Origin of the sequence: Rahnella sp. Larv3_ips (assembly GCF_003697865.1) — a bacterium.
Classification (GTDB): domain Bacteria; phylum Pseudomonadota; class Gammaproteobacteria; order Enterobacterales; family Enterobacteriaceae; genus Rahnella; species Rahnella rivi.
Genome location: NZ_MJIB01000005.1, coordinates 740,861 through 762,794 on the forward strand (window position 1 = coordinate 740,861; position 21,934 = coordinate 762,794).

25 protein-coding genes and 1 other RNA gene are annotated in these 21,934 nt (G+C 51.3%); 16 read left to right on the plus strand and 10 right to left on the minus strand.

All coding sequences use genetic code 11. The features are described 5' to 3' along the window. Positions 1–40: 40 nt before the first annotated feature. On the minus strand, positions 41–814 hold the full coding sequence (locus ED901_RS12330) for a tRNA1(Val) (adenine(37)-N6)-methyltransferase (protein ID WP_162997859.1): 774 nt from the start codon (positions 812–814) through the stop codon (positions 41–43). A 129-nt stretch (positions 815–943) separates the two neighbouring features. Here ED901_RS12330 and srmB point away from each other — a divergent pair, with 129 nt between their 5' ends. Then, on the plus strand, positions 944–2,272 hold the full coding sequence (gene srmB / locus ED901_RS12335) for an ATP-dependent RNA helicase SrmB (RefSeq protein ID WP_056770826.1): 1,329 nt from the start codon (positions 944–946) through the stop codon (positions 2,270–2,272). A gap of 87 nt (positions 2,273–2,359) precedes the next feature. Here the strand turns inward: srmB and grcA are convergent, their stop codons facing one another. Next, complete coding sequence (grcA, locus tag ED901_RS12340) at positions 2,360–2,743, minus strand: autonomous glycyl radical cofactor GrcA (RefSeq protein WP_056770823.1); 384 nt, start codon at positions 2,741–2,743, stop codon at positions 2,360–2,362. Between the two features lie 340 nt (positions 2,744–3,083). On the opposite strand from grcA, the gene ung reads away from it, so the two are divergent. Further along, the gene (ung, locus tag ED901_RS12345; protein WP_122096042.1) at positions 3,084–3,770 is read left to right on the plus strand and encodes a uracil-DNA glycosylase; all 687 of its coding nucleotides are present in this window, start codon (positions 3,084–3,086) and stop codon (positions 3,768–3,770) included. A gap of 55 nt (positions 3,771–3,825) precedes the next feature. On the opposite strand, the gene grpE is transcribed toward ung, so the two are convergent. Further along, positions 3,826–4,413: a nucleotide exchange factor GrpE gene (gene grpE / locus ED901_RS12350; protein WP_056770817.1), complete on the minus strand. Its 588-nt coding sequence runs from the start codon at positions 4,411–4,413 to the stop codon at positions 3,826–3,828. Between the two features lie 137 nt (positions 4,414–4,550). On the opposite strand from grpE, the gene nadK reads away from it, so the two are divergent. From nadK to bamE, 3 genes are all read left to right on the plus strand, one after another. Further along, positions 4,551–5,429 (plus strand): NAD(+) kinase, encoded by an 879-nt coding sequence (gene nadK, locus ED901_RS12355; RefSeq protein ID WP_056770813.1) that lies wholly within the window; start codon positions 4,551–4,553, stop codon positions 5,427–5,429. A gap of 96 nt (positions 5,430–5,525) precedes the next feature. Further along, positions 5,526–7,187, plus strand: a complete 1,662-nt coding sequence (recN, locus tag ED901_RS12360; protein ID WP_162997860.1) for a DNA repair protein RecN — start codon at positions 5,526–5,528, stop codon at positions 7,185–7,187. Positions 7,188–7,299: 112 nt separating this feature from the next. Continuing rightward, positions 7,300–7,644: an outer membrane protein assembly factor BamE gene (gene bamE, locus ED901_RS12365; protein WP_056770807.1), complete on the plus strand. Its 345-nt coding sequence runs from the start codon at positions 7,300–7,302 to the stop codon at positions 7,642–7,644. Between the two features lie 75 nt (positions 7,645–7,719). Here bamE and ED901_RS12370 read toward each other — a convergent pair whose 3' ends face one another. Together ED901_RS12370 and ED901_RS12375 are read right to left on the minus strand one after the other, a co-directional pair. Then, positions 7,720–8,004 carry an RnfH family protein gene (locus tag ED901_RS12370; RefSeq protein ID WP_122096044.1) on the minus strand — a complete coding sequence of 95 codons (285 nt, stop codon included), beginning with the start codon at positions 8,002–8,004 and terminating at the stop codon, positions 7,720–7,722. After that, positions 7,997–8,431 carry a type II toxin-antitoxin system RatA family toxin gene (locus ED901_RS12375; protein ID WP_056770801.1) on the minus strand — a complete coding sequence of 145 codons (435 nt, stop codon included), beginning with the start codon at positions 8,429–8,431 and terminating at the stop codon, positions 7,997–7,999. The genes ED901_RS12370 and ED901_RS12375 overlap by 8 nt, the downstream gene beginning before the upstream one ends. A gap of 154 nt (positions 8,432–8,585) precedes the next feature. On the opposite strand from ED901_RS12375, the gene smpB reads away from it, so the two are divergent. The 4 genes from smpB to ED901_RS12395 all read left to right on the plus strand — a co-directional run bounded on the left by smpB (position 8,586) and on the right by ED901_RS12395 (position 10,516). Beyond that, the gene (smpB, locus tag ED901_RS12380) at positions 8,586–9,068 is read left to right on the plus strand and encodes an SsrA-binding protein SmpB (RefSeq protein ID WP_015698410.1); all 483 of its coding nucleotides are present in this window, start codon (positions 8,586–8,588) and stop codon (positions 9,066–9,068) included. A 49-nt stretch (positions 9,069–9,117) separates the two neighbouring features. Continuing rightward, positions 9,118–9,481, plus strand: a transfer-messenger RNA (tmRNA) gene (gene ssrA, locus ED901_RS12385). 190 nt (positions 9,482–9,671) lie between these two features. Then, positions 9,672–9,989, plus strand: a complete 318-nt coding sequence (locus ED901_RS12390) for a helix-turn-helix transcriptional regulator (protein WP_122096045.1) — start codon at positions 9,672–9,674, stop codon at positions 9,987–9,989. Then, on the plus strand, positions 9,986–10,516 hold the full coding sequence (locus ED901_RS12395) for a rhodanese family protein (RefSeq protein WP_122096046.1): 531 nt from the start codon (positions 9,986–9,988) through the stop codon (positions 10,514–10,516). Before ED901_RS12390 ends, ED901_RS12395 begins: the two co-directional genes overlap by 4 nt. Before the next feature lie 116 nt (positions 10,517–10,632). Here ED901_RS12395 and exoX read toward each other — a convergent pair whose 3' ends face one another. Together exoX and ED901_RS12405 are read right to left on the minus strand one after the other, a co-directional pair. Continuing rightward, the gene (gene exoX, locus ED901_RS12400) at positions 10,633–11,295 is read right to left on the minus strand and encodes an exodeoxyribonuclease X (RefSeq protein WP_122096047.1); all 663 of its coding nucleotides are present in this window, start codon (positions 11,293–11,295) and stop codon (positions 10,633–10,635) included. A 417-nt stretch (positions 11,296–11,712) separates the two neighbouring features. Next, positions 11,713–12,495: a DeoR/GlpR family DNA-binding transcription regulator gene (locus ED901_RS12405; protein WP_122096048.1), complete on the minus strand. Its 783-nt coding sequence runs from the start codon at positions 12,493–12,495 to the stop codon at positions 11,713–11,715. Between the two features lie 271 nt (positions 12,496–12,766). On the opposite strand from ED901_RS12405, the gene gatZ reads away from it, so the two are divergent. The 7 genes from gatZ to ED901_RS12440 all read left to right on the plus strand — a co-directional run bounded on the left by gatZ (position 12,767) and on the right by ED901_RS12440 (position 19,081). Continuing rightward, complete coding sequence (gene gatZ, locus ED901_RS12410) at positions 12,767–14,062, plus strand: tagatose-bisphosphate aldolase subunit GatZ (RefSeq protein WP_122096049.1); 1,296 nt, start codon at positions 12,767–12,769, stop codon at positions 14,060–14,062. After that, positions 14,055–14,531 carry a PTS galactitol transporter subunit IIA gene (gene gatA / locus ED901_RS12415; RefSeq protein ID WP_122096050.1) on the plus strand — a complete coding sequence of 159 codons (477 nt, stop codon included), beginning with the start codon at positions 14,055–14,057 and terminating at the stop codon, positions 14,529–14,531. The genes gatZ and gatA overlap by 8 nt, the downstream gene beginning before the upstream one ends. Positions 14,532–14,614: 83 nt before the next feature. Further along, the gene (gatB, locus tag ED901_RS12420) at positions 14,615–14,899 is read left to right on the plus strand and encodes a PTS galactitol transporter subunit IIB (RefSeq protein ID WP_056773114.1); all 285 of its coding nucleotides are present in this window, start codon (positions 14,615–14,617) and stop codon (positions 14,897–14,899) included. A 3-nt stretch (positions 14,900–14,902) separates the two neighbouring features. After that, on the plus strand, positions 14,903–16,267 hold the full coding sequence (locus ED901_RS12425; protein ID WP_056773116.1) for a galactitol-specific PTS transporter subunit IIC: 1,365 nt from the start codon (positions 14,903–14,905) through the stop codon (positions 16,265–16,267). Between the two features lie 45 nt (positions 16,268–16,312). Beyond that, positions 16,313–17,362 (plus strand): galactitol-1-phosphate 5-dehydrogenase, encoded by a 1,050-nt coding sequence (gene gatD, locus ED901_RS12430; RefSeq protein WP_122096051.1) that lies wholly within the window; start codon positions 16,313–16,315, stop codon positions 17,360–17,362. A 4-nt stretch (positions 17,363–17,366) separates the two neighbouring features. After that, positions 17,367–18,221: a tagatose bisphosphate family class II aldolase gene (locus ED901_RS12435; protein ID WP_122096052.1), complete on the plus strand. Its 855-nt coding sequence runs from the start codon at positions 17,367–17,369 to the stop codon at positions 18,219–18,221. A gap of 155 nt (positions 18,222–18,376) precedes the next feature. Further along, entirely contained in the window at positions 18,377–19,081 is a 705-nt protein-coding gene (locus ED901_RS12440; protein ID WP_056773123.1) for a GNAT family N-acetyltransferase, read from the plus strand. 47 nt (positions 19,082–19,128) lie between these two features. Here ED901_RS12440 and ED901_RS12445 read toward each other — a convergent pair whose 3' ends face one another. The 3 genes from ED901_RS12445 to ED901_RS12455 form a co-directional block, all read right to left on the minus strand. Further along, entirely contained in the window at positions 19,129–19,665 is a 537-nt protein-coding gene (locus ED901_RS12445) for a GNAT family N-acetyltransferase (RefSeq protein ID WP_122096053.1), read from the minus strand. Between the two features lie 57 nt (positions 19,666–19,722). Further along, positions 19,723–20,820, minus strand: coding sequence for a bifunctional DNA-binding transcriptional regulator/O6-methylguanine-DNA methyltransferase Ada (gene ada, locus ED901_RS12450; RefSeq protein ID WP_122096130.1), 1,098 nt, complete (start codon positions 20,818–20,820; stop codon positions 19,723–19,725). Between the two features lie 165 nt (positions 20,821–20,985). Next, positions 20,986–21,867: a PhzF family phenazine biosynthesis protein gene (locus ED901_RS12455; protein WP_122096054.1), complete on the minus strand. Its 882-nt coding sequence runs from the start codon at positions 21,865–21,867 to the stop codon at positions 20,986–20,988. Positions 21,868–21,934: the final 67 nt, after the last annotated feature.

Here is a 21,934-nt window from a genome sequence, read left to right on the forward strand (position 1 = left end):
GAACGCACTTTTCTCATTTTTGCCTTTAAGTGCACTCTTCTCAGTAATTCAGATAAAAATCCGTGATCAATGCGCAAAATTCTTCGCTGTAGATCCCTTCAGATTTTCGCAGTGCCAGTTCTTGATCCCGCAATTCTGCGGGTTGCTTTGAGAGTGTGAGCAGCAGCCGGTTTAAAGGTTTACCCGGACGATCCCGTACGGCCATCCGCCAGTGGCTGAACCAGCCTTTCTGATGCGCCATGGTTTCAAATGCCATACCAATTTCATAAGGCAGCACAACGCTGAAGACACCGTCAGGCGTGATGAGCTTTGCGGCGCACTCAAGCAGAGCATCGTGGGTCAGCGTTTCGGTATAGCGCGCCGCATTACGGGCCTCATCGCGGCAGGCCACTGCCGACTCAAAATACGGCGGATTGCTGACGATCAGGTCATAGGTTGCGGGGTGTGCTTCGGCAAAGAGATTGATATCCTGCTCAAACACAGCCAGCCTTTTCGCCCAGCAAGACTCATGGAAATTCTCAGCGGCCTGTCCGGCGGCGGCGGATTCCAGTTCAACCGCATCAATTTGCGTTTGCGGGCCGCTGCGCTGTGCCAGCATCAACGCAATAAGACCGCTGCCGCAGCCGATATCCAGAATACGTCGTGCCTGCGTCACGGGAGCTGTAGCGCCCAGCAGAACACCGTCTGTACCGACTTTCATCGCACAACGGTCATGGGCGACAAAGAACTGTTTAAAGGTAAATCCATTACGCCGTAAAGGCTGAGTGGAACTGGCTTCTTTTGTCACTAATTTCACCGTAATTGCGCCTGTCATCAGGCCTGTGAACGAAAACTGACGTAGCATAGGGCAAAGAGATGCAGAGGAAAAGGCACACAAACCGCTTAAATAGGTGAAGATCGCGTCTAACACGTCTATAATCGGCGCCCCAAGTAGAGGTAGACCATGACTGTAACGAATTTTTCCGAACTCGAACTCGATGAACGCCTGTTAGACGCCTTAGGCGAAAAAGGCTATACCCGCCCGACTGTCATTCAGGCAGAGGCAATTCCGCCTGCAATGGACGGACGCGATGTGTTGGGTTCGGCTCCTACCGGCACCGGCAAAACAGCGGCATTCCTGTTGCCTGCATTGCAGCATTTGCTGGATTTCCCGCGTAAGAAATCTGGTCCGCCACGTATTCTGATCCTCACGCCAACGCGTGAACTGGCCATGCAGGTTGCCGATCAGGCTCGCGAACTGGCAAAGCATACCGATCTGGATATCGCAACGATCACCGGCGGTGTGGCTTATATGAACCACGCTGAAGTTTTCAGTGAAAACCAGGACATCGTCGTTGCGACGACCGGCCGTTTGCTGCAATACATCAAAGAAGAAAACTTCGATTGCCGCGCCATTGAAACGCTGATCCTTGATGAAGCCGACCGCATGCTGGACATGGGTTTTGCTCAGGATATCGAAACGATTTCAGCCGAAGCACGCTGGCGTAAACAGACGTTGCTGTTCTCCGCAACGCTGGAAGGGGAAGCCATCCGTGAATTCGCCGAACGTATCCTGACCGAGCCGGTCGAGATCGAAGCCGATCCGTCACGTCGCGAGCGCAAGAAGATCCTGCAATGGTATTACCGCGTCGATGATGTGCCACACAAAACACAGATGTTGATCCACCTGCTCAAACAGGAAGATGTCACTAAATCAGTGATCTTCGTGCGTAAGCGTGAACGTGTACACGAACTGGTTGCATGGCTGCGTGAGGCAGGGATCAACTCCTGCTATCTGGAAGGCGAGATGGTTCAGGTCAAGCGTACTGAGGCCGTCAAGCGTATGGTTGAAGACCGCGTGAACGTGCTCGTTGCCACCGATATCGCCGCGCGCGGTTTGGATATCAATGACATCAGCCACGTCTTTAACTTCGACCTGCCACTGACTGCGGATATCTATCTGCACCGTATTGGCCGTACCGGCCGTGCGGGCCGTAAAGGCACAGCCATTTCATTCGTTGAAGCGCATGACCATCTGCTGCTGGGCAAAATTGGACGTTATTTGAACGAGCCATTGAAAGCCCGCGTGATTGATGAACTTCGCCCGAAAACGAAAGCGCCAAGCGAGAAGACTACCGGTAAGCCATCGAAGAAAGTGTTGGCGAAGCGCAAAGAGAAGCAGAAAGCGTCGCAGGAAAAATCGAAAGTGAAAGTCAAAGTTCGCCATCGCGACAGTAAAAACGTCGGCAAACGCCGCGTAAAACCTGATGCTGCGAAAGACACGTCAAAATAAGTATCCGTTAGTTATCTGATACAGATGAAAAAAAACCGCCTTTTCAGGCGGTTTTTTTATGGGCATCACACCCGGAAAACCCTTTAATTACAGGCTTTCTGTGAAGGTACGGGTGATAACGTCACGCTGCTGTTCTGCAGTCAGTGAGTTGAAACGTACCGCATAGCCGGAAACGCGGATAGTCAGCTGTGGGTATTTTTCAGGATGCTTCACAGCATCTTCCAGAGTCTCGCGACGCAGTACGTTAACGTTCAGGTGTTGACCCCCTTCCACGCGCACAGTCGGTTGAATTTCCATTGGCACTTCACGGTATTCAAACTGGCCCAGTTCGCTTACAGCCACGATCTGGTCTTCCGCATAACCTGCTTTCGCACATACGCAGCGAGCTTCCGCTTTTTCATCATCCAGCAACCAGAAAGAGTTTTTCAGTGCTTCGTTGTTGGTTTTGGTAATTTGGATCCCGGTGATCATATATTGCCTCCATAATTGGCTACGATACTGTTAATTGATGGGTATCAGATTCTTACAGCAATCTGTTGTTCCTGCTCTCAGATATAACAGCACTACACCCCGCAATCTTTGACTAATATCAATCTTTTCAGTGTGGTCATTTCCTCATCACGGCATATTTATGTTTTACATCAATTTTTCCAAGCCTCTCGCTTAAATTATTTTTGTAAATTATCAATAAAATTTGCATACAAATCCTCAAGCCGCAGATAACTATGGGTAAAGGGAGGTGTGGGTTTCACTGTGATGAACGAGCAGGTAAGCTACGCCCATCAAAATAACCTTAAAAAGGAGAGCGTCAATGTCCACCACTCTCACCTGGCATGACGTGATTGGTCAGGAAAAAGAAAAACCTTACTTCATTGATACATTGAAGTTTGTCGCAGCGGAACGGGCTGCGGGCAAGACCATTTATCCACCGCAGCAGGATGTGTTTAATGCATTCCGTTCAGCGGAACTGGCGGATGTGAAAGTCGTCATTCTCGGGCAGGATCCTTACCACGGTCCGAATCAGGCTCATGGACTGTCATTTTCAGTGCGTCCCGGCATTCCTGCTCCTCCTTCGCTGGTGAATATGTATAAAGAGCTGGTGACCGATATTCCGGGGTTTGAGCGCCCAGGCCACGGCTACTTACAGAGCTGGGCCGATCAGGGCGTGCTGCTGCTCAACACGGTATTAACCGTGGAAGGCGGACAGGCACATTCACATGCCAAGCTGGGTTGGGAAACGTTCACCGATCGGGTCATTGCGGCGCTGAATGAAAATCGCGAAGGGATTGTCTTTTTACTCTGGGGTTCTCACGCGCAGAAGAAGGGCAATATTATCGACCGAAACCGTCATCATGTGTTGAAAGCGCCACACCCTTCCCCACTTTCTGCACACCGGGGGTTTCTGGGATGTAAGCATTTTTCACAGGCAAATGCTTTACTCGAACAACAAGGCCTCACGCCGATTAACTGGACGCCGGTATTACCTAATCAGGCATAAAAAAGAGGCACCCGTAAAGGTGCCTCTCTCATTAAATCAGTCTGTTAAAACAGAATCAGGCCTTGGCTTTAGACACCGCAACCATCGCAGGACGTAACAGACGGCCATTCAGCGTATAACCCTTCTGCATCACCATGATAACGTGATTAGGTTCCAGCTCTTCGGATTCCATCATCGTCATCGCCTGGTGCAGTTCAGGGTTGAATGGCACGTGAATATCACCCACCACTTCCATACCGAACTTACGAACCGCATCCAGCATTGATTTCAGGGTCAGTTCTACCCCCTCAATCAAACCGGTCAGCTCAGGGTTAGATTTATCAGCCAAATCGATCGCACGTTCCAGGTTATCAATCACTGGCAGCAATTCGCCGGAGAATTTTTCCAGGGCGAATTTATGTGCTTTCTCAATATCCAGCTCGGTGCGGCGACGGACGTTTTCCACTTCCGCTTTAGCACGCAGCAGGCTGTCACGCTCACGCTGCTGGACTTCTTTCAGCTGTGCTTCTAATTCAGCAATGCGTTCATCGCGCGGGTCAACGACATCTGCCGCCTGAGTTTCCGCTTCCGCATGCAGCTCTTGTTCCTGATTCAGTTCTTCAGAGACTTGCTCGTCAGGTGTCTTATGTTCTTTACTACTCATGAATATCTCCGCGTTTTAGCATTAATCTTGCTAGTTGGCTTATTATGGGGATCAAAACCGGGGTTTCAAGGTTTGGTTTTGAATGAAACCGGTCATAATGCAGGAGTCATCACACCCTGCTGAGGATAACCACAGCGATGAATAAAAAATTTAAGTGCATTGGGATCGTCGGACACCCTCGCCATCCTTCCGCACTTGCCACCCACGAAATGCTCTATCACTGGCTAATTTCAAAAAATTATCAGGTGATTGTCGAGCGGCAGGTGGCGCAAGATTTAGCTCTTGAAGGCGCACAAACCGGTAGCCTGGCAGAAATCGGGAAATTAGCAGATCTGGCCGTGGTGGTGGGCGGCGACGGCAATATGCTGGGCGCAGCCCGCGTGCTGGCGCGTTACGACATCAAAGTTATCGGCATCAACCGCGGCAATCTGGGATTTTTGACCGATCTGGATCCCGATAACGCGTTACAGCAACTGGATGACGTTCTGCAGGGCGAATATATCAGCGAGCAACGCTTCCTGCTTGAAGCGATGGTGCGCTGTAAAGATCAGCAATGTCGTGTGAGCACAGCCATCAACGAAGTGGTTCTGCACCCCGGAAAAGTCGCTCACATGATTGAATTTGAAGTCTATATCGACGACAAATTCGCGTTTTCACAACGTTCGGACGGACTGATTATTTCAACACCGACCGGTTCGACCGCGTATTCGCTGTCCGGCGGCGGGCCAATCCTGACCCCGACTCTCGAAGCGATAGCGCTGGTGCCCATGTTCCCGCATACGCTGTCAGCCCGCCCGCTGGTGATCAACAGTAACAGCACGATTTGCCTGCGCTTCTCGCACATGAGCACCGACCTGGAAATCAGCTGTGACAGCCAAATCGCGTTGCCAATTCAACCAGGCGAAGAAGTAGTGATCCGCCGCAGTGAGTTCCATTTAAACCTGATTCATCCGAAAGATTACAGCTATTTCAATACATTGAGCACTAAACTCGGATGGTCGAAAAAATTGTTCTGATCCCTAAAAAATAATTCGCCAGCCCCTTTACTGTATATAAAACCAGTTTATACTGTATGTAATTACAGGTCTGTTGTTATGTACAGGAAGGTGATCATGCTGGCGCAATTAACTATCAGTAACTTTGCTATTGTCCGTGAGTTAGAAATCGATTTTCATGCAGGGATGACGGCAATCACCGGGGAAACCGGTGCTGGTAAGTCCATTGCTATTGACGCGCTCGGACTTTGTCTGGGGAATCGCGCCGACGGCAGTATGGTACGCCTGGGCGCAAGCCGCGCAGATATCTGCGCGCGCTTCACCCTTGCCGACACCCCTTCCGCTAAAGTCTGGCTGGCGGAAAATCAGCTTGATGAAGGGCATGATTGCCTTCTGCGCCGTACAATCAGTAATGACGGACGCTCGCGTGGTTTTATCAATGGTACACCGGTGCCCCTGTCACAGTTGCGTGAGCTGGGCCAGCACCTGATTCAAATCCATGGCCAGCATGCTCATCAGCTTCTGCTCAAACCCGAGCATCAAAAACATCTGCTGGACGCCTACGCCGATCAACCTTTGCTCTTGGCTGAAATGCGTCAGGCATATCACAACTGGCATCAGAGTTGCCGCCAGCTGGCGCTGTATCAGCAACAAATCAACGAACGTGAATCCCGCCGTCAGTTATTACAATATCAGCTGAAAGAGCTCAATGAGTTCTCACCGCAAGCGGGTGAATACGAGCAAATCGATGAAGAGTACAAACGCCTGGCAAACAGTGGGCAGCTTCTCTCACTCAGTCAGAGTGCGCTGTACTTACTGGCGGATGGCGAAGACCAGAATATTGTCAGCCTGCTTTACACCGCTCGTCATCAACTCGCCGAACTGGCCGAGCTCGACAGCAAAATGAATGAGCTGATCGTCATGCTGGATGATGCCTCGATTCAAATCAGCGAGGCCAGCGACGAACTTCGCCACTACAGTGAACGTCTGGATATGGATCCAAACCGCTTGTTTGAACTTGAACAGCGCTTATCCCGCCAGATGAATTTAGCGCGCAAACATCATGTCCGCCCAGAGGAGTTACCGGAGCATCACCGCCAGTTACTCGAAGAACAACAGGCGCTTGATGATCAGGAAACCAATCAGGCTGAACTGAGTGAGGCTGTCCAACATCATTATCAGCAGGCCATCGCGATTGCCGGGCAGTTGCACGAAAAACGTCAGTATTTTGCTGATGAGTTAACGCACCTGATCACGCAAAGCATGCAGGCATTGTCCATGCCGCACGGTAAATTTAAAATTCAGGTCCAGTTCGAGCCTGAGCATTTAAATATGGAAGGCGCTGATCGCCTTGAGTTCCAGGTCACTACCAATCCGGGTCAGCCATTGCAGGCTTTAGCCAAAGTGGCATCCGGCGGCGAGCTTTCACGTATCGCGCTGGCTATTCAGGTGATTACCGCGCAAAAAATGGAAACGCCGGCATTGATCTTTGATGAAGTGGATGTGGGTATCAGTGGTCCTACGGCTGCCATTGTAGGTCGCTTACTGCGTCAGTTAGGTGAATCAACACAGGTGATGTGCGTGACGCACTTACCGCAGGTTGCAGGTTGTGGTCATCAGCATTATTTTGTTAGCAAAGAAACCGACGGCGAAGTGACAGAAACGCAAATGAATCGCCTGGATAAAAAGGCGCGTTTGCAGGAACTGGCGCGTCTGCTGGGCGGAAGTGAAGTCACCCGAAACACCCTGGCTAATGCAAAAGAGTTGCTCGCAGCGTAAAAAGCTCAACTTTTTTACAGTTCAGCGGTCATACAGGTGCCCCGCAAAGGTTTCAAACTGATGAAAGGTCTATTATCATCGGCATCTTATGCCCTAAAGGAATGTAATGACTATGCGCTGTAAAACGCTAACTGCCGCCGCTGTAGCTCTTGTAATGCTTACTGCGGGCTGTTCCACTCTGGAAAAGGTGGTTTATCGGCCTGACATTAACCAGGGGAATTACCTGTCTCCTGCTGATGTTCAAAAAATTCACACCGGTATGACTAAGCAGCAGGTGGCTTATGTTCTTGGCACACCGATGCTGCACGACCCGTTTGGCAGCGATGTCTGGTTCTACGTGTTCCGTCAGGAACCGGGCCATGAAGGCGTCACTCAGCAAACCCTGACTCTGACCTTTAACGCATCAGGCACGCTGACTAATATCGATAACAAACCGACATTGTCCGACCAAAAATAATCGCCCGGTGTGATGGTCGTTGGTAATCACCAAACATCATCTTTCAGGGTAAAAAAATAAGGCGCCCCAGGCGCCTTATTTTTTGGAGCGTTCTGCGCGAATGCGCCGTAACTCTTTCGGGTCAGCAATCAGCGGCCTGTAAATTTCGATACGGTCGCCATCACTGACGATATCCGTCAGTTTAACCGGACGACTGTAGATACCGAATTTGTTCTTTTTCAGGTCTATATCTTTGCGTAATTCAAGTAAGCCCGAGGCCTGCAGCGCATGTTCAACATTACACCCCTCTTCCAGCTTAACGGTTCGCAGATACTGACGCTCCGGTAACGCGTACACGACTTCAACACGGATCTCAGACACTGTAGACCTCTTTTGCCCTCAGGGTGAATGCCTGAACCATACTGCCAGCAAGTTCCTTAAAGATTTTACCGAATGCTAATTCAATCAATTTATTCGTAAACTCAAAATCAAGGCTGAGCTGCACTTTACAGGCTTCCGGGCTAAGCTCGATAAAATCCCAGCCCCCGGTAAGCTTACGAAATGGACCATCAACCAGTTGCATATCAATACGCTTATTACTGATTAACGTATTCTTCGTCGTAAAGGTTTTGCTGATACCCGCCTTCGAGACGTCAACAGCGGCGGTCATCGACGTATCACTGTTATCCAAAATACGGCTACCAGTGCAACCCGGCAGAAACTGCGGGTAAGCATCAACATCATTCACTAACGTGTACATCTGCTCCACGCTAAACGGCACAAGCGCAGAACGACTTATCTGTGGCATATCATTTTCCAGGTGTCATAAAACGTACAGATAATACCATTTATCCGCCCGGTAATAAAAACTACGAAGCACAGGGAGCCAAAATAGGAAAAACCACAGTCTCAGACGCGTGGGGATTTCATTCGGCAACGCTTACAGTATAATAAGTATCACTATGACAAAGAAAAAAGCACATAAACCCGGTTCCGCGACTATCGCGATGAACAAACGCGCTCGCCATGAATATATCATCGAAGATGAATTCGAGGCGGGGCTTGCTTTGCAGGGATGGGAAGTCAAATCGATGCGCGCTGGTAAGGCAAACATCACTGACAGCTACGTCACATTCCGCGACGGTGAAGCCTTTTTGTTTGGCGCAACCATTCAACCTCTTAATGTGGCGTCGAGTCATATCGTCTGCGACCCTACACGTACAAGAAAATTACTGCTGAACAAACGTGAACTTGAAACACTGTTCGGTAAAGTCAGTCGCGATGGCTACACCGTCGTCGCCCTTTCCATGTACTGGAAAAATGCCTGGTCGAAAGTAAAAATCGGTCTGGCTAAAGGTAAGAAAGAGCACGACAAGCGCGATGACATTAAAGATCGTGAGTGGAAAGTAGACAAAGCACGTATCATGAAGCACGCAAATCGCTAAGTCTCTGGCTTAGCTTGGTGTTTTTCTGGTATACTGCGAAATAGTACTTGGGGCTGATTCTGGATTCGACAGGATTTGCGAAGCCCAAGGAGCATGCCGAGGGGCGGTTGGCCTCGTAAAAAGCCGCAAAAAAATAGTCGCAAACGACGAAAACTACGCCCTAGCAGCTTAATACCCTGCTTAGAGCCCTCTCTCCCTAGCCTCCGCTCTTAGGACGGGGATCAAGAGAGGTCAAACCCAAAAGAGATCGCGTGGACACCTTGCCTGGGGTGAAAGCGTTAAACCCAATCAGGATAGTTTGTTAGTGGCGTGTCCATCCGCAGCTAACCGGCGAATGTAAAGATTGGACTAAGCATGTAGTGCCGACGGTGTAGTAATTCTGGACGGGGGTTCAAATCCCCCCAGCTCCACCAAACAAGGTTTCGGTTATTACCAGATAAAGCCGTTACCGCAAAGAAAGCCGCAGCCCGCAAGGGTTTGCGGCTTTTTTATTGCCTGTTATCAAACCGCATTTGTGTACCTCTCACGCCCCAAAAAATTTCATTGATCTATTTCTTCGACTAATTTAGAGTTTACTTAAATTAGTAAACTCTAAATTAAAAAATGAAAAATACCGAAATCCGTTTTCTGCAAGAAGGCGCGGCTCAGGCGGCACAACTTCTTAAGTCCATGAGTAACACCAACCGATTAATGATTCTTTGCATGCTCATTGAATCGCCAGGCACTTCTGCGGGCGATCTGAGCAGGCTGACCGGATTGAGTCCTTCCGCGACCTCCCAGCATCTGGCAAGGATGAAGGAAGAGGATTTGATTGAATGTTCCAGGGATGAGCAAAGAAGGAATTACTTCATCAAAAATGAATCGATTCGAAAAGTTATCGCAACGTTAAAGGACATTTACTGCCCTGAGGATGTCAAATGATCGTGAAGACCGTAACTCCATCTGAAGCACAAGAGCTTATGAACAATGGCAGCACATTGATCGATATCCGTGAACCTGCAGAATTTTTGCGTGAACACGTTCCCGGAGCACACTCTTTCCCGCTGTCTGACATCGTATTGGGAAAAAGCATTAAAAATCTTCCGATACAACATCCGGTCATTTTTCACTGTTTAGCAGGCTCCCGGACAACTCAAAATGCCGAGGCACTTGTCAGAGCTGCGGCACCCGTCCCCGTACTGTTGCTTTCAGGAGGAATTAACGCCTGGAAAAGCGCAAATCTTCCAACCGTAGAGGATAAAAAACAGCCGCTTCCGATCATGCGACAAGTTCAAATCGCAGCCGGAACGCTTATCCTTATCGGAGTCCTGATGGGATACACAATCGATACAAGCTTATTTCTTTTGTCCGGATTCGTCGGTGCGGGCCTTCTTTTTGCGGGTATGAGTGGCTGGTGTGGAATGGCGATCCTGCTTTCCAACATGCCGTGGAACAGGATTAAAAAATAAGTATGGGGTTTTTAAAAAGCCGCAGCCCGTGAGATGTGCGGCTTTCTGTGTAGTTATTGCCAGTGATTCTTTTCACATCTGTCCTTCGTTGCGGAGGAAGCAGATTGGCAGAGCATTTACTGTGCTTCCAGATAGTGCTTGAGCGTCATTCGCAAATCTGGTGTTAATTCTTTGATATTATTAAGCATCCAGCGCAAATATGCCGGATCATCTTGCGCGATTTCCTCAATTTTTTTACCACGATATTTACCGAACATCATTGTGCTCACCAGCGCAGGACGCCCGGTGATCGTCACCATCTGTTCAGGTGTCCAGCCTGACTCATCCATAATCCGAATCAATAACGCCGCCGTGATATAGCAGTCAAAAAGCGCACGGTGATGATGAAGCTCCGCAGGCGTTTCCACTTGCAGCTTGAGGGATTTGTATAACCCCATGTTGCTGTACTTGATGCCAGGCCATAAACGTCGCGCAAGTTTGACAGTACAAATCCATTCACCTGACATCTCTGGGAGCATACGCTGGTCAAAGCTGGCGTTATGGGCAACATAATATGGGCTGCCGTGGTAACGAGGAATGATGTCCTCTATCCAGGGTTTATCGGCCACCATGGCTTCAGTTATTTTATGAATTGCCATCGCCTGATAGCTAATAGGACGGTCGGGACGCACCAGATCGCTCATCGGATTGACGATCTGTCCATCTACGATATCGACAGAAGCAACTTCAACCACACCACCTTGCAATCCACAGGTTTCCGTATCGATAACGCGCAACATATTCCACTCCAGATGACCAGCAAACGCCGACTAAAAATGTAAGCGTAAAGGAATGAACTCACTCTGCCAACCGCTGAATCATTGAAAAGTATACGTGGCCATCGTTCACAGCTAATTCCAGGAACGAACGCGCAAAGCCTGCGACTGAAAAAGGGTGAACAACATGTCACATATAAAACACGAACAGAAAGACTTCGCCTTAAGGTTTAAAAAAATATCGCCTCCCCTCTTTGCAGCCGCACAGAGACAACGCGGCGGCCACCCTTTCCTGAATTTATCTCTCAAATTAATCTGCCTGCTGCTGCAACGACTCACATTGTTTTCGATACTCAACGCAGCGTCTGAAACTGCCCGTTCCCCAGATCCACAGGGTGGCTTACATTCATCACCAGGCGGACGTCTGCAACCTGAAAGGAGTTAAACAAGAATGAGGTCTATCGCTGTGTCTCTGAGAGCCTGTTGGGCCTCATCGCTGATATCCGTGTCCGTAATGATGGTGTCGATTTTTTCCATCGGCAGCACCAGGTTATACCCGCGACGACCAAATTTAGTGGAATCGGTGACGACGACAACGCGCTGAGCGGCATCGGCCATAATCCCGCTGATGCTGTAGCCCTCATTAAACGTTGTGATTCCGGTCGCCGCATCCAGACCATCGGCTCCCACGAACATCAGGTTAGCCACGATGCCCTGCAAGGCATACTCCGTGATGTTGCCATGCAATGAACGCGTTTTGTGCCTCAGTGTTCCGCCACAAACAACCAGCGTGATATCCGGGTTCTCAGACAATACAAAAGCCGCCGGTAAGTTATTAGTAATGACCGTGATATCGCCGGATTTCACCAGTTCCTCAGCCAGCAACATAGTGGTGCTACCGCTATCAAGGATCACCGTATCGCCGGGCTTCACCATGCCTGCCGCAGCCTGCGCAATGCGCTTTTTAGGATCGCTGGCCTGAAGATAACGCTCTTCGAGAATCAATTCGTCCTGCGGCTTATTCTGCCCGTCACTTGCCTTGTCTTCACGTTTTGCGGCGCCGCCATGAAACCGGGTGAGTTCGCCTTTTTGCCCCAGCAGGGTCAGATCCGCACGAACAGTGACCTCAGACACACCGAAAGCATTCGAAAGCTCAGCAACCTGTACGGTGCCTTTCTGATTCACTAATTCAACAATTTTATTGCGACGATCGTAAGTATTCATCCTGTTTAGTCCAAAACGTCCTATTTCGCACAGTGTAAACAAAAGATATCGAAGTGAGGATAAAAAATTCACCGGGATGTGAAATACAGCACGCTTAGCTTGCCGCCGGCCTCGCCAGAAAGCATCCCCCTCTCTCGCCCCTCAATCCAAAATGAAAGAAAACGAATGAAATGACTTACGAAATATTACGATCATCATCACGAAACACAAACAACGCTATTGTTAGACTTTCGAAAAGACACGAATATCTTCGAAAACAAACGGAGGAAAAATGAAAGAAATAATCAGGAAGCATAAGAGTGGCGAAAGTATCGGGATATGCTCAGTCTGCTCAGCTCATCCTTTAGTGATCGAGGCCGCGCTAAGAGAAGATCTGCACAGTGGTCGTAAGGTGCTGATTGAAGCTACATCTAATCAGGTTAATCAGTACGGCGGTTACACCGGTATGCTGCCGATTGATTTTCGCGATTTTGTTCTCGCAATAGCGGAGAAATTGGGGTTTCCGGTTCAGCGTCTTATTTTGGGAGGTGACCACCTCGGGCCAAATTGCTGGCAGAGTGAAAATGCCGAAAGTGCGATGAACAAAGCAGAAGTCTTGATCGCACGCTATGTTGAAGCCGGATTCAGCAAGATCCATCTCGATGCCTCGATGTCCTGTGCGGACGATCCTGTCCCGCTTGATCCTCTCGTTGTGGCTCAGCGCGCAGCCCGCTTATGCAAGGTCGCGGAAAAGGTCGCGACACCACAGCAGAAACAGGTGCTGACGTACGTTATCGGGACAGAAGTTCCGGTACCCGGTGGCGAAGCGTCCGCTATCAAGCATGTTCATGTGACCGAAGCCAAAGATGCCAAAGCGACGCTGGATATGCACTATCAGGCATTTCGTGAAGCAGGGCTGGAAAGTGCCATTGATAGGATTATCGCCGTCGTAGTTCAGCCGGGAGTTGAATTTGACCATAGCCGCGTGATCCACTATCAGCCCACTCTGGCAGAGGATTTATCAGCTTTTATCGATCACACCCCGCTGGTTTATGAAGCGCACTCTACCGATTACCAGACCCGTGATTCATACCGACATCTGGTAAAAGACCATTACGCGATCCTCAAAGTGGGTCCGGCACTGACGTTCGCGCTGCGAGAGGCTGTATTCGCGCTGGCCAATATCGAACAAGTCCTGGTTGCACCTGAATCCCGCAGCCAGATCCTCACAGTGATCGACGGCGTGATGCTTGATGAGCCGGGCTACTGGAAAAAGTATTACAACCCGACGTTCAGCCTGTCACTTATCGACCTGCACTTCAGCCTTTCCGATCGCATTCGCTACTACTGGCCACATGCCCGTATTAATCGCGCGATGGAAGTCCTGATCGGTAATCTCCAGTCGCTTGATATCCCGCTTGGTTTACTGAGTCAGTACCTGCCAGCTCAGTTCGAACGGGTGATGTCCGGTGAACTTGCCAGCCATCCTCATGAACTGATCATCGACAAAATCCAGGATGTATTACGTGCCTATCACTTCGGCTGCACGCCACAAGTGACGGCCTGTGGAGAATGCAACCATGCATAACTGCCAGGTGTTTGTAAAAACAGGCATCGCCTTCGAGGATTACCACGAAGCACTGACGCACATCGGTGAATCTATGGTGCAGGCGGGCGTTGTACAAACCAGCTATCCGCAGGCGTTATTGATTCGTGAAGCGGAATTTCCAACCGGTATTCAGCTCGAACACCATGCGGTGGCTATTCCGCATTGCGAAGCCATGCATGCCCGAACCCCGTCCATTTATCTGATCCGTCCGGACGCACCGGTGGAGTTTTTCCAGGCTGATGATGAAGGCACTGTGGCGGCTTCGCTGATTATTGCGTTGATCGTCACCCATCCCTCTGAGCAGTTGGTGTTATTGCGCAAATTATTCAGCCAGCTGCAAGAACCCACGTTTTACGAAAGCCTGCTTACTGTGCCTGAAGACCAACTGGCAGAACTGTTTAAACAACACGTTTTTGTCACGGCGCCGGAGAAAGCTGCCGCGGTGTAAACCTGAAACCCCTGTAACTCAAACTGTACCCAAAGCCTTACAAAAAAATAACACCAAAAAACAGACCATCAAGGAGCCTTACCGTGAAACGAAAAATTATTGTTGCCTGTGGCGGAGCCGTTGCCACCTCGACCCTGGCGGCAGAAGAAATCAAAGAGTTATGTGAAGCACACGGCATCAAAGTGGATCTCGTGCAGTGCCGCGTGACGGAAATTGAAACCTACATGGACGGCGTCCACCTGATTTGTACCACGGCCAAAGTTGACCGCACGTTCGGCAGCATTCCCGTCGTACATGGCATGCCGTTTATTTCCGGCGTCGGTATGGATGCTTTGCGTGAACAAATACTGACCCTGCTGCAGGAGTGAGCCATGTTTACCGAAATAATGCGCTACATCCTCGATCTCGGGCCAACCGTCATGTTGCCCGGTGTAATCATCATTTTCTCGCTGATATTAGGGATGAAATTAGGCGATTCGTTTAAATCTGCCATTCACATTGGCATTGGGTTTGTGGGTATCGGGCTGGTTATTGGTCTGATGCTGGATTCCATCGGGCCTGCAGCGAAAGCGATGGCTGAGCATTTTGAAATCAATTTACAAGTCGTGGATATCGGCTGGCCGGGATCGTCACCGATGACCTGGGCATCCCAAATTGCGCTGGTTGCTATTCCGATTGCTATCGGTGTGAACATCATTATGTTGCTGACCCGCATGACGCGCGTGGTCAACGTGGATATCTGGAACATCTGGCATATGACCTTCACCGGCGCAATGTTGCATCTCGCGACGGGCTCGTACTGGCTGGGGATCATGGGTGTGGTGGTTCATGCGGCGTTTATCTACAAGCTGGGTGACTGGTTTGCCAAAGATACGCGGGACTTCTTCAATCTCGAAGGTATCGCTATTCCTCACGGCTCCTCGGCCTATCTCGGCCCGATCGCCGTGCTGGTAGATACTCTCATTGATAAAATCCCAGGGCTGAACAAGATCCACTTCAGCGCAGATGATGTTCAGAAACGCTTTGGTCCGTTTGGCGAGCCGGTCACTGTCGGTTTTGTGATGGGCCTGATCATCGGTTATCTCGCCGGATATGACATCAAGGGTGTATTACAGCTGGCCGTTAAAACGGCGGCGGTTATGTTGCTGATGCCACGGGTGATCAAACCTATCATGGACGGTTTAACGCCAATTGCACGCCATGCCCGAACTCGCCTGCAGGCACGCTTTGGAGGACAGGAGTTCCTGATTGGTCTGGATCCGGCGCTGTTACTCGGTCATACCGCCGTCGTCTCAGCCAGCCTGATCTTTATCCCGCTGACAATTTTGATCGCTGTGCTGGTTCCGGGAAATCAGGTGCTTCCGTTTGGGGACCTCGCCACCATCGGTTTCTTTGTCGCCATCGCCGTTGCTGTACATCAGGGCAACCTGTTCCGCACCCTGATCTCAGGCTGCATCATCATGAGCATCACGTTGTGGATTGCCACGCAAACCATCGATTTGCACACCCAGCTGGCTGCAAATGCCGGTGCACTAAGCGCAGGCGGCAGAGTGGCGTCGATGGATCAGGGCGGGTCACCTGTCACCTATCTGTTGATTCAACTTTGCACACTGAAAAACGTTGCCGGGCTGAGCATCATCGGCACGCTTTATGCCATTGGAGTATTCCTCACATGGCGTCGTGCCCACAACTTCACCAAAACTGAAAAACTGGCCGCAGCTCAGGCTAACGCGTAATTCTTCATCCGGCGGGGGAATTCCCCCGCCATAAGGAAATCGACTATGAAATCTGTCGTTGTAAATGCTGGCGGGGCGATGGCCGTGGAAGAACGCCCGATGCCTGTGCTGAACGCCCCGGATGATGTGCTGGTGCGCATTGCCTATTCCGGCCTCTGTGGATCCGACATTCCACGTATTTTCTCACAGGGTGCACATTTTTATCCCATTACGCTGGGACATGAATTTAGCGGCCACGTGGTCAGTATCGGAAAAGATGTTGATGATATTCAGGAAGGTGATGCTGTGGCTTGCGTGCCGTTATTACCCTGTTTTAAGTGCGAAGAATGTCGCAAAGAGGCTTATTCACAGTGTAAGCACTATCAGTTTATTGGGTCACGCCGCGACGGCGGCCACGCAGAGTTTGTCGTGGTTTCCCGTAAAAATTTATTCCGGCTTCCCGAAAGTTCTTCACTTATTCAGGGCGCATTTTTGGAGCCCATTACCGTCGGCCTGCACGCATTAAAACTCGCGGGGGGATGTGAGGGCAAAGAGGTGATCGTGATTGGCGCGGGCACTATCGGCCAGCTGATCATCCAGGCGGCTTCGGCATCAGGCGCAACATCCGTGACAGCGATTGATATCAATCAGCAACGCCTGGATCTGGCACTGAGAACCGGCGCCAGCCATGCCTGCAACAGCGCTGAAATGAATGCTGAAGAATTCCGTCAGCACATCCATGAACGTCGCTTTGACCAGTTGATCATTGAAACCGCCGGTACTCCGCAGACCGTGGCACTCTCGCTGGATATAGCCGGGCCCAAAGCACAGGTCGTTCTGGTCGGTACCTTGCATAAAGAACTGACGCTTAACGTCGCCACCTTCAGCCATATCCTGCGCAAAGAGCTGACGTTGTTGGGCAGTTGGATGAATTACTCTGCGCCGTGGCCAGGCAGTGAATGGCAGCAGGCAACGCAGCTGTTTGCCGAAAACAAATTGAACCTTGAGCCGCTTATCGCGAGCGTTGGCAATCCGCAGGAGTTCGTTGCGGATGTGGCTGCACTGGCGGGCAAACCCATGACCGGAAAAATTCTGCTGGATATGACAGGGAGCTGAAGCAATGTATCTCATTTCAAACAGGGAAATGCTGCTGGCGGCACAACGCGAAGGTTATGCGGTGCCAGCTTTTAACGTCCACAATCTCGAAACCGTTCAGGTGGTGGCAGAAACCGCAGCGGCCATGAGCTCGCCAGTGATTCTGGCGGGAACACCGGGAACATTCAGCTATGCGGGAACCGATTATCTGATGTCGATATGTCAGGAAGCGGCACGCCAATACGGCATTCCGCTGGCGCTGCATCTGGATCACCATGAAAAACAGACCGATATAGAGACAAAAGTCCGCGCGGGGATCCGCTCCGTCATGGTCGATGCTTCACACCTACCCCTGGCGCAAAACATCGAAAAGGTCTGCCAGACGGTACGCTTTTGTCACGCATTTGACGTCAGCGTAGAGGCTGAGCTCGGGCGTCTTGGCGGGCAGGAAGACGATCTGGTGGTGGAAGACGGCGACAGCTTTTTCACCGATCCGGTTGTGGCAAAACACTTTGTGGACACGACCCGTATTGACTCGCTCGCCGTCGCGATCGGTTCTGCACACGGCTTGTATCAGGGAGAGCCCAAACTGGATTTCACCCGGCTGGGGCAAATTCGCCAGCAGGTCGATATTCCTCTGGTGTTACACGGTGCCTCGGGGATCCCAGAGCATATGATCCATCAGGCGATTGAACTGGGGATCTGTAAAGTCAATGTTGCCACGGAGCTGAAGATCGCCTTCGCCGATGCGGTAAAAGGGTATTTTTCTGAACATCCTGACGCCAACGATCCGCGTAAATACATTGTGCCGGGAAAACGTGCCATGCAGAAAGTGGTCGAGGAGAAGATCAGAATTTGCGGCAGTGCCGGGCGATTATAAGTGCCAGCGTTCATAAACCGGCTCACTCAGCGAGCGGGATAAGGAAACAAAGCGGAGAGATTTCTCCGCTTAACAGACTTTTATTATCGCGCCGGTTGCGGTCATCAATACGTTCTGATTTTATGGGTGTTCTTCGAAAGTGAATGGAAACCGCTATGACAACGCTCAACCACTTTGGTCAGCCCATCGGCGATGCCCTGCCCGACTGGCAACCGCGAGAAAAACCGACGCACGTCCAGCTTGATGGCCTCTGGTGCCGCCTTGAGCCACTGAAAAGTGAACGCCACAGTCAGGATTTGTTTAACGCCTGGCATAGCATTGATGACAACCGTGACTGGACTTATTTCTCGGTGGATCGTCCTGCCACGCAGTCAGATTGTGATGCGTTTATTGCTCAGCAGGAGAAAAGCCAGGATCCGCTGTTTTTCGCCGTCATCGACCTCGCCACACAGCGGGCAATCGGCAGCGTTGCTTTGATGCGTATCGATGCCGTCCACGGCGTTGCGGAAATTGGTTGGGTAAACTGGTCGCCGCTGATGAAACGCTCACGTTTTGGCACGGAAGCTATTTACCTGTTGCAACGCTATCTGTTTGAAACCCTTAAATATCGCCGCTGTGAGTGGAAATGTCACAGCCTGAATGAACCGTCAAAACTGGCCGCGGAGCGTTTTGGGTTTCAATACGAAGGGACATTCAGGCAAGCGCTGGTCAACAAAGGTCGCAATCGCGACACTCTCTGGTTCTCGCTGCTCGATCATGAATGGCCGGCGTCGAAAAGCATGTTTGAACAGTGGTTGAGCGCGGAGAATTTCACACCTGAAGGCCAGCAGAAACAGCGACTGGAAGCACTGAGAAAGTAAAACAGGTCCCGCATTTTCACTGACGCGGGACATGTGATAGCAAAAGATTATTGCCTGGCGGAAAGCACTGTAATATCTGGCCAGGCATAAATGATATTGCGTGAACGCCAGAGTGGCCCGGCATCGGTATAGCGTCCCGCTTCCCGGCCACCCAGAGCGGCATAAAAACGGATGGCGGATTCGTTGCCCTCTACCACGCCCAGCCCGGCAGCGCGATAGCCTGTTGCCGCGAGATATCGGGCAGCGTCGCTGATTAAACGCTTGCCTATGCCCTGACGTTTAAAATCACCAGAAACATACAGGAATTTAATTTCAGCCATTTCCCCAAATTCAGGATTGGATGAAGCAGACGCCAGACAAAATCCCGCCAGCTTCCCGTCAGCCTCGGCCAGTAAAATGCATTGTGATTCAGCGGGATGTTCAAACTTGTCCTGCCAGAAAATTTTACGACGTGGCACGTCGAGCGCGGAAAACGCCTCTGCGGGTGCCAGAGAGCGATAGGTATCACGCCAGATAGCAACGTGTAATGCAGCCAGCGCATCAATATCGGCCGACTGCGCAAAACGGAATGTTAAAACAGGCACAGGATCCCTCACTTTATCTGGGTAAGTATCGGAAAAATAACGCTCAGGCCAGTATAGTCAGCTTTTTTCCTCGCGCGCCAGCAAACTACGCTTGCGCTCGACGCCCCAGCGATAACCAGAAATATGACCGTCGGTTTTCACCACCCGATGGCAGGGGATCGCCACCGCCAGCACGTTTGCGGCACAGGCTCCGGCCACAGCGCGAACTGACTTGGGTGCGCCAATTTTGCGGGCAATATCCGCGTAACTGGCAGTGGAGCCGACCGGGATCTCGCGCAATGCCTGCCAGACTCTCTGTTGAAATGCCGTGCCGCGAATATCCAGCGGCAGATCCAGCCCCAACTGCGGTGCTTCGATGAAACCAATGACCGAAGCGATACGCTGTTCAAAGTCGGGGTCGCCGCCCAGCAATTCAGCCTGCGGAAAGCGATTTTGCAGCTCAATGATCAATGCCGTCGGGTCATCGCCGAGTAAAATCGCGCAAATCCCCCGCTGGCTTTCAGCGATCAGGATCGCGCCGAACGAAGATTCTGCAATCGCAAACCAGACGCGCACATCACGCCCACCCGAGCGGAAAGCCTGCGGCGTCATGCCCAGCGTCGCCGCGGACGCCTCATAAAAACGCCCGTCGGAAGGATATCCGGCCGCGTGAATAGCCTCTGTGACCGTGGCTGTATCCGTCAGTTTTTCGCGTACACGACGCGCACGCTGCGCCTGCTGATACTCTTTCGGCGTCACACCTGTATGGGCTTTGAAAAGCCGGTGGAAATGGTAAGCGCTGATGCCAACAGTGCCGGCCAGATGATCCAGCGTCAGTACGTCTGTCGATGTCTCCAGCAGACGGCAGGCTTGCGCCACACGCTGCGCGTGAAATTGCGCCAGTGAAATCAACCCCTGGCGACAGCGTTTACAGGGCCTGAAGCCTGCCTGCTCGGCATCTTCAGCACTGTCGAAATAGACAATATTTTCGGCTTTAGGCTGTCGCGACGGGCAGGAAGGCGCGCAGTAAATACCGGTGGTTTTTACCGCGTATACAAATTTGCCATCTGCGCTGGCATCGCAGTTAATCACCGCCAGCCAGCGCGGATCCTCACTCTGGATGCTGTCATTGTCGATCGTTACTGACCGGGGAAGGATTTCAGTTTTGCCTGACATTTTTTGCCTCACATTGACTGACTGGATGAACATCAGCATAAACCGGGGATCTGCCGCCAGCCCTCCGGCTCTTGCTTTCTCATTCAGCCATGCCGGCGAACACGCATGACGCTCCTGGCCGGTCATGCGTGAGCAGTCGCCGTGCAACGTCAGACTGACGGCGGATTACAGGTCTAACGTGCCGTCGATCAGGGTAACGGAATCCCCTCCGATCCAGGGTTCGCCGTCAACGAAAGTGACCGTCACGCGGCCCTCGCGCTGAAGTTTTGTGCCCTGCCGTACGCGGTAGGTCTCTGCCATGTGTGCGCCATCCGGGAAGTTTGCCGCTTTCAGAACCCTTGCCAGACAGGCATTGGCGCTGCCGGTGACCGGGTCTTCTTTCAGCACACCGTCTTCATCAATAATCGCCCGCACTTCATAATCTGCCGCAACGCTGTCATCGTGCAAACCGTAAACCGCGATGCCGTTAACTCCCAGCTGTTTTTGGAGCTGACTGACGGCTGCTGCATCGGCAGAAATACTCAGGCAATCCTGCGCGCTTTCCATCCGCACCACCAGCCAGATGATGCCCATATCGACCGCAACCGGCGTCACATCGGCCTGGATTTTGCCCCCGCGCAGTGCGGTCGCCAGCAAGGCGAAGTGCTCTTCTTCCAGCGGTTTGAGCACCGCCGGAGGCGCTGAAAATGCCTGTCCGCCTTCTGCCAGCTGTTTCACCTGCACCAGCCCGACACCGCATTCCTGCACCAGATAGCCTGAGTTCTTTGGTTTTAGCCCGCTTTGCAACAGCGCATACGCCGTGCCGAGAGTCGGGTGCCCGGCGAATGGCAGCTCTTTATCGGTGGTGAAAATCCGCACGCGGTAATCAGCTTCCGGTGACGTGGGTGTGAGCACAAATGCCGTTTCCGCAAGGTTGGTCCAGCGGGCCATGGCGAACATGTCGTCGTCTGTCAGACCTTCGGCATCCAGGATCACAGCCAGCGCATTGCCTTTGAGCGGCTCGGCGGTGAACACATCAACTTGTTTAAAACGGCGCAGGCGGGTCATAGCTAATCCTTTTTAATCATTGAGGAATAAATAGCGAAGTGACTGAGTTTAGGAATATTTCGATAAG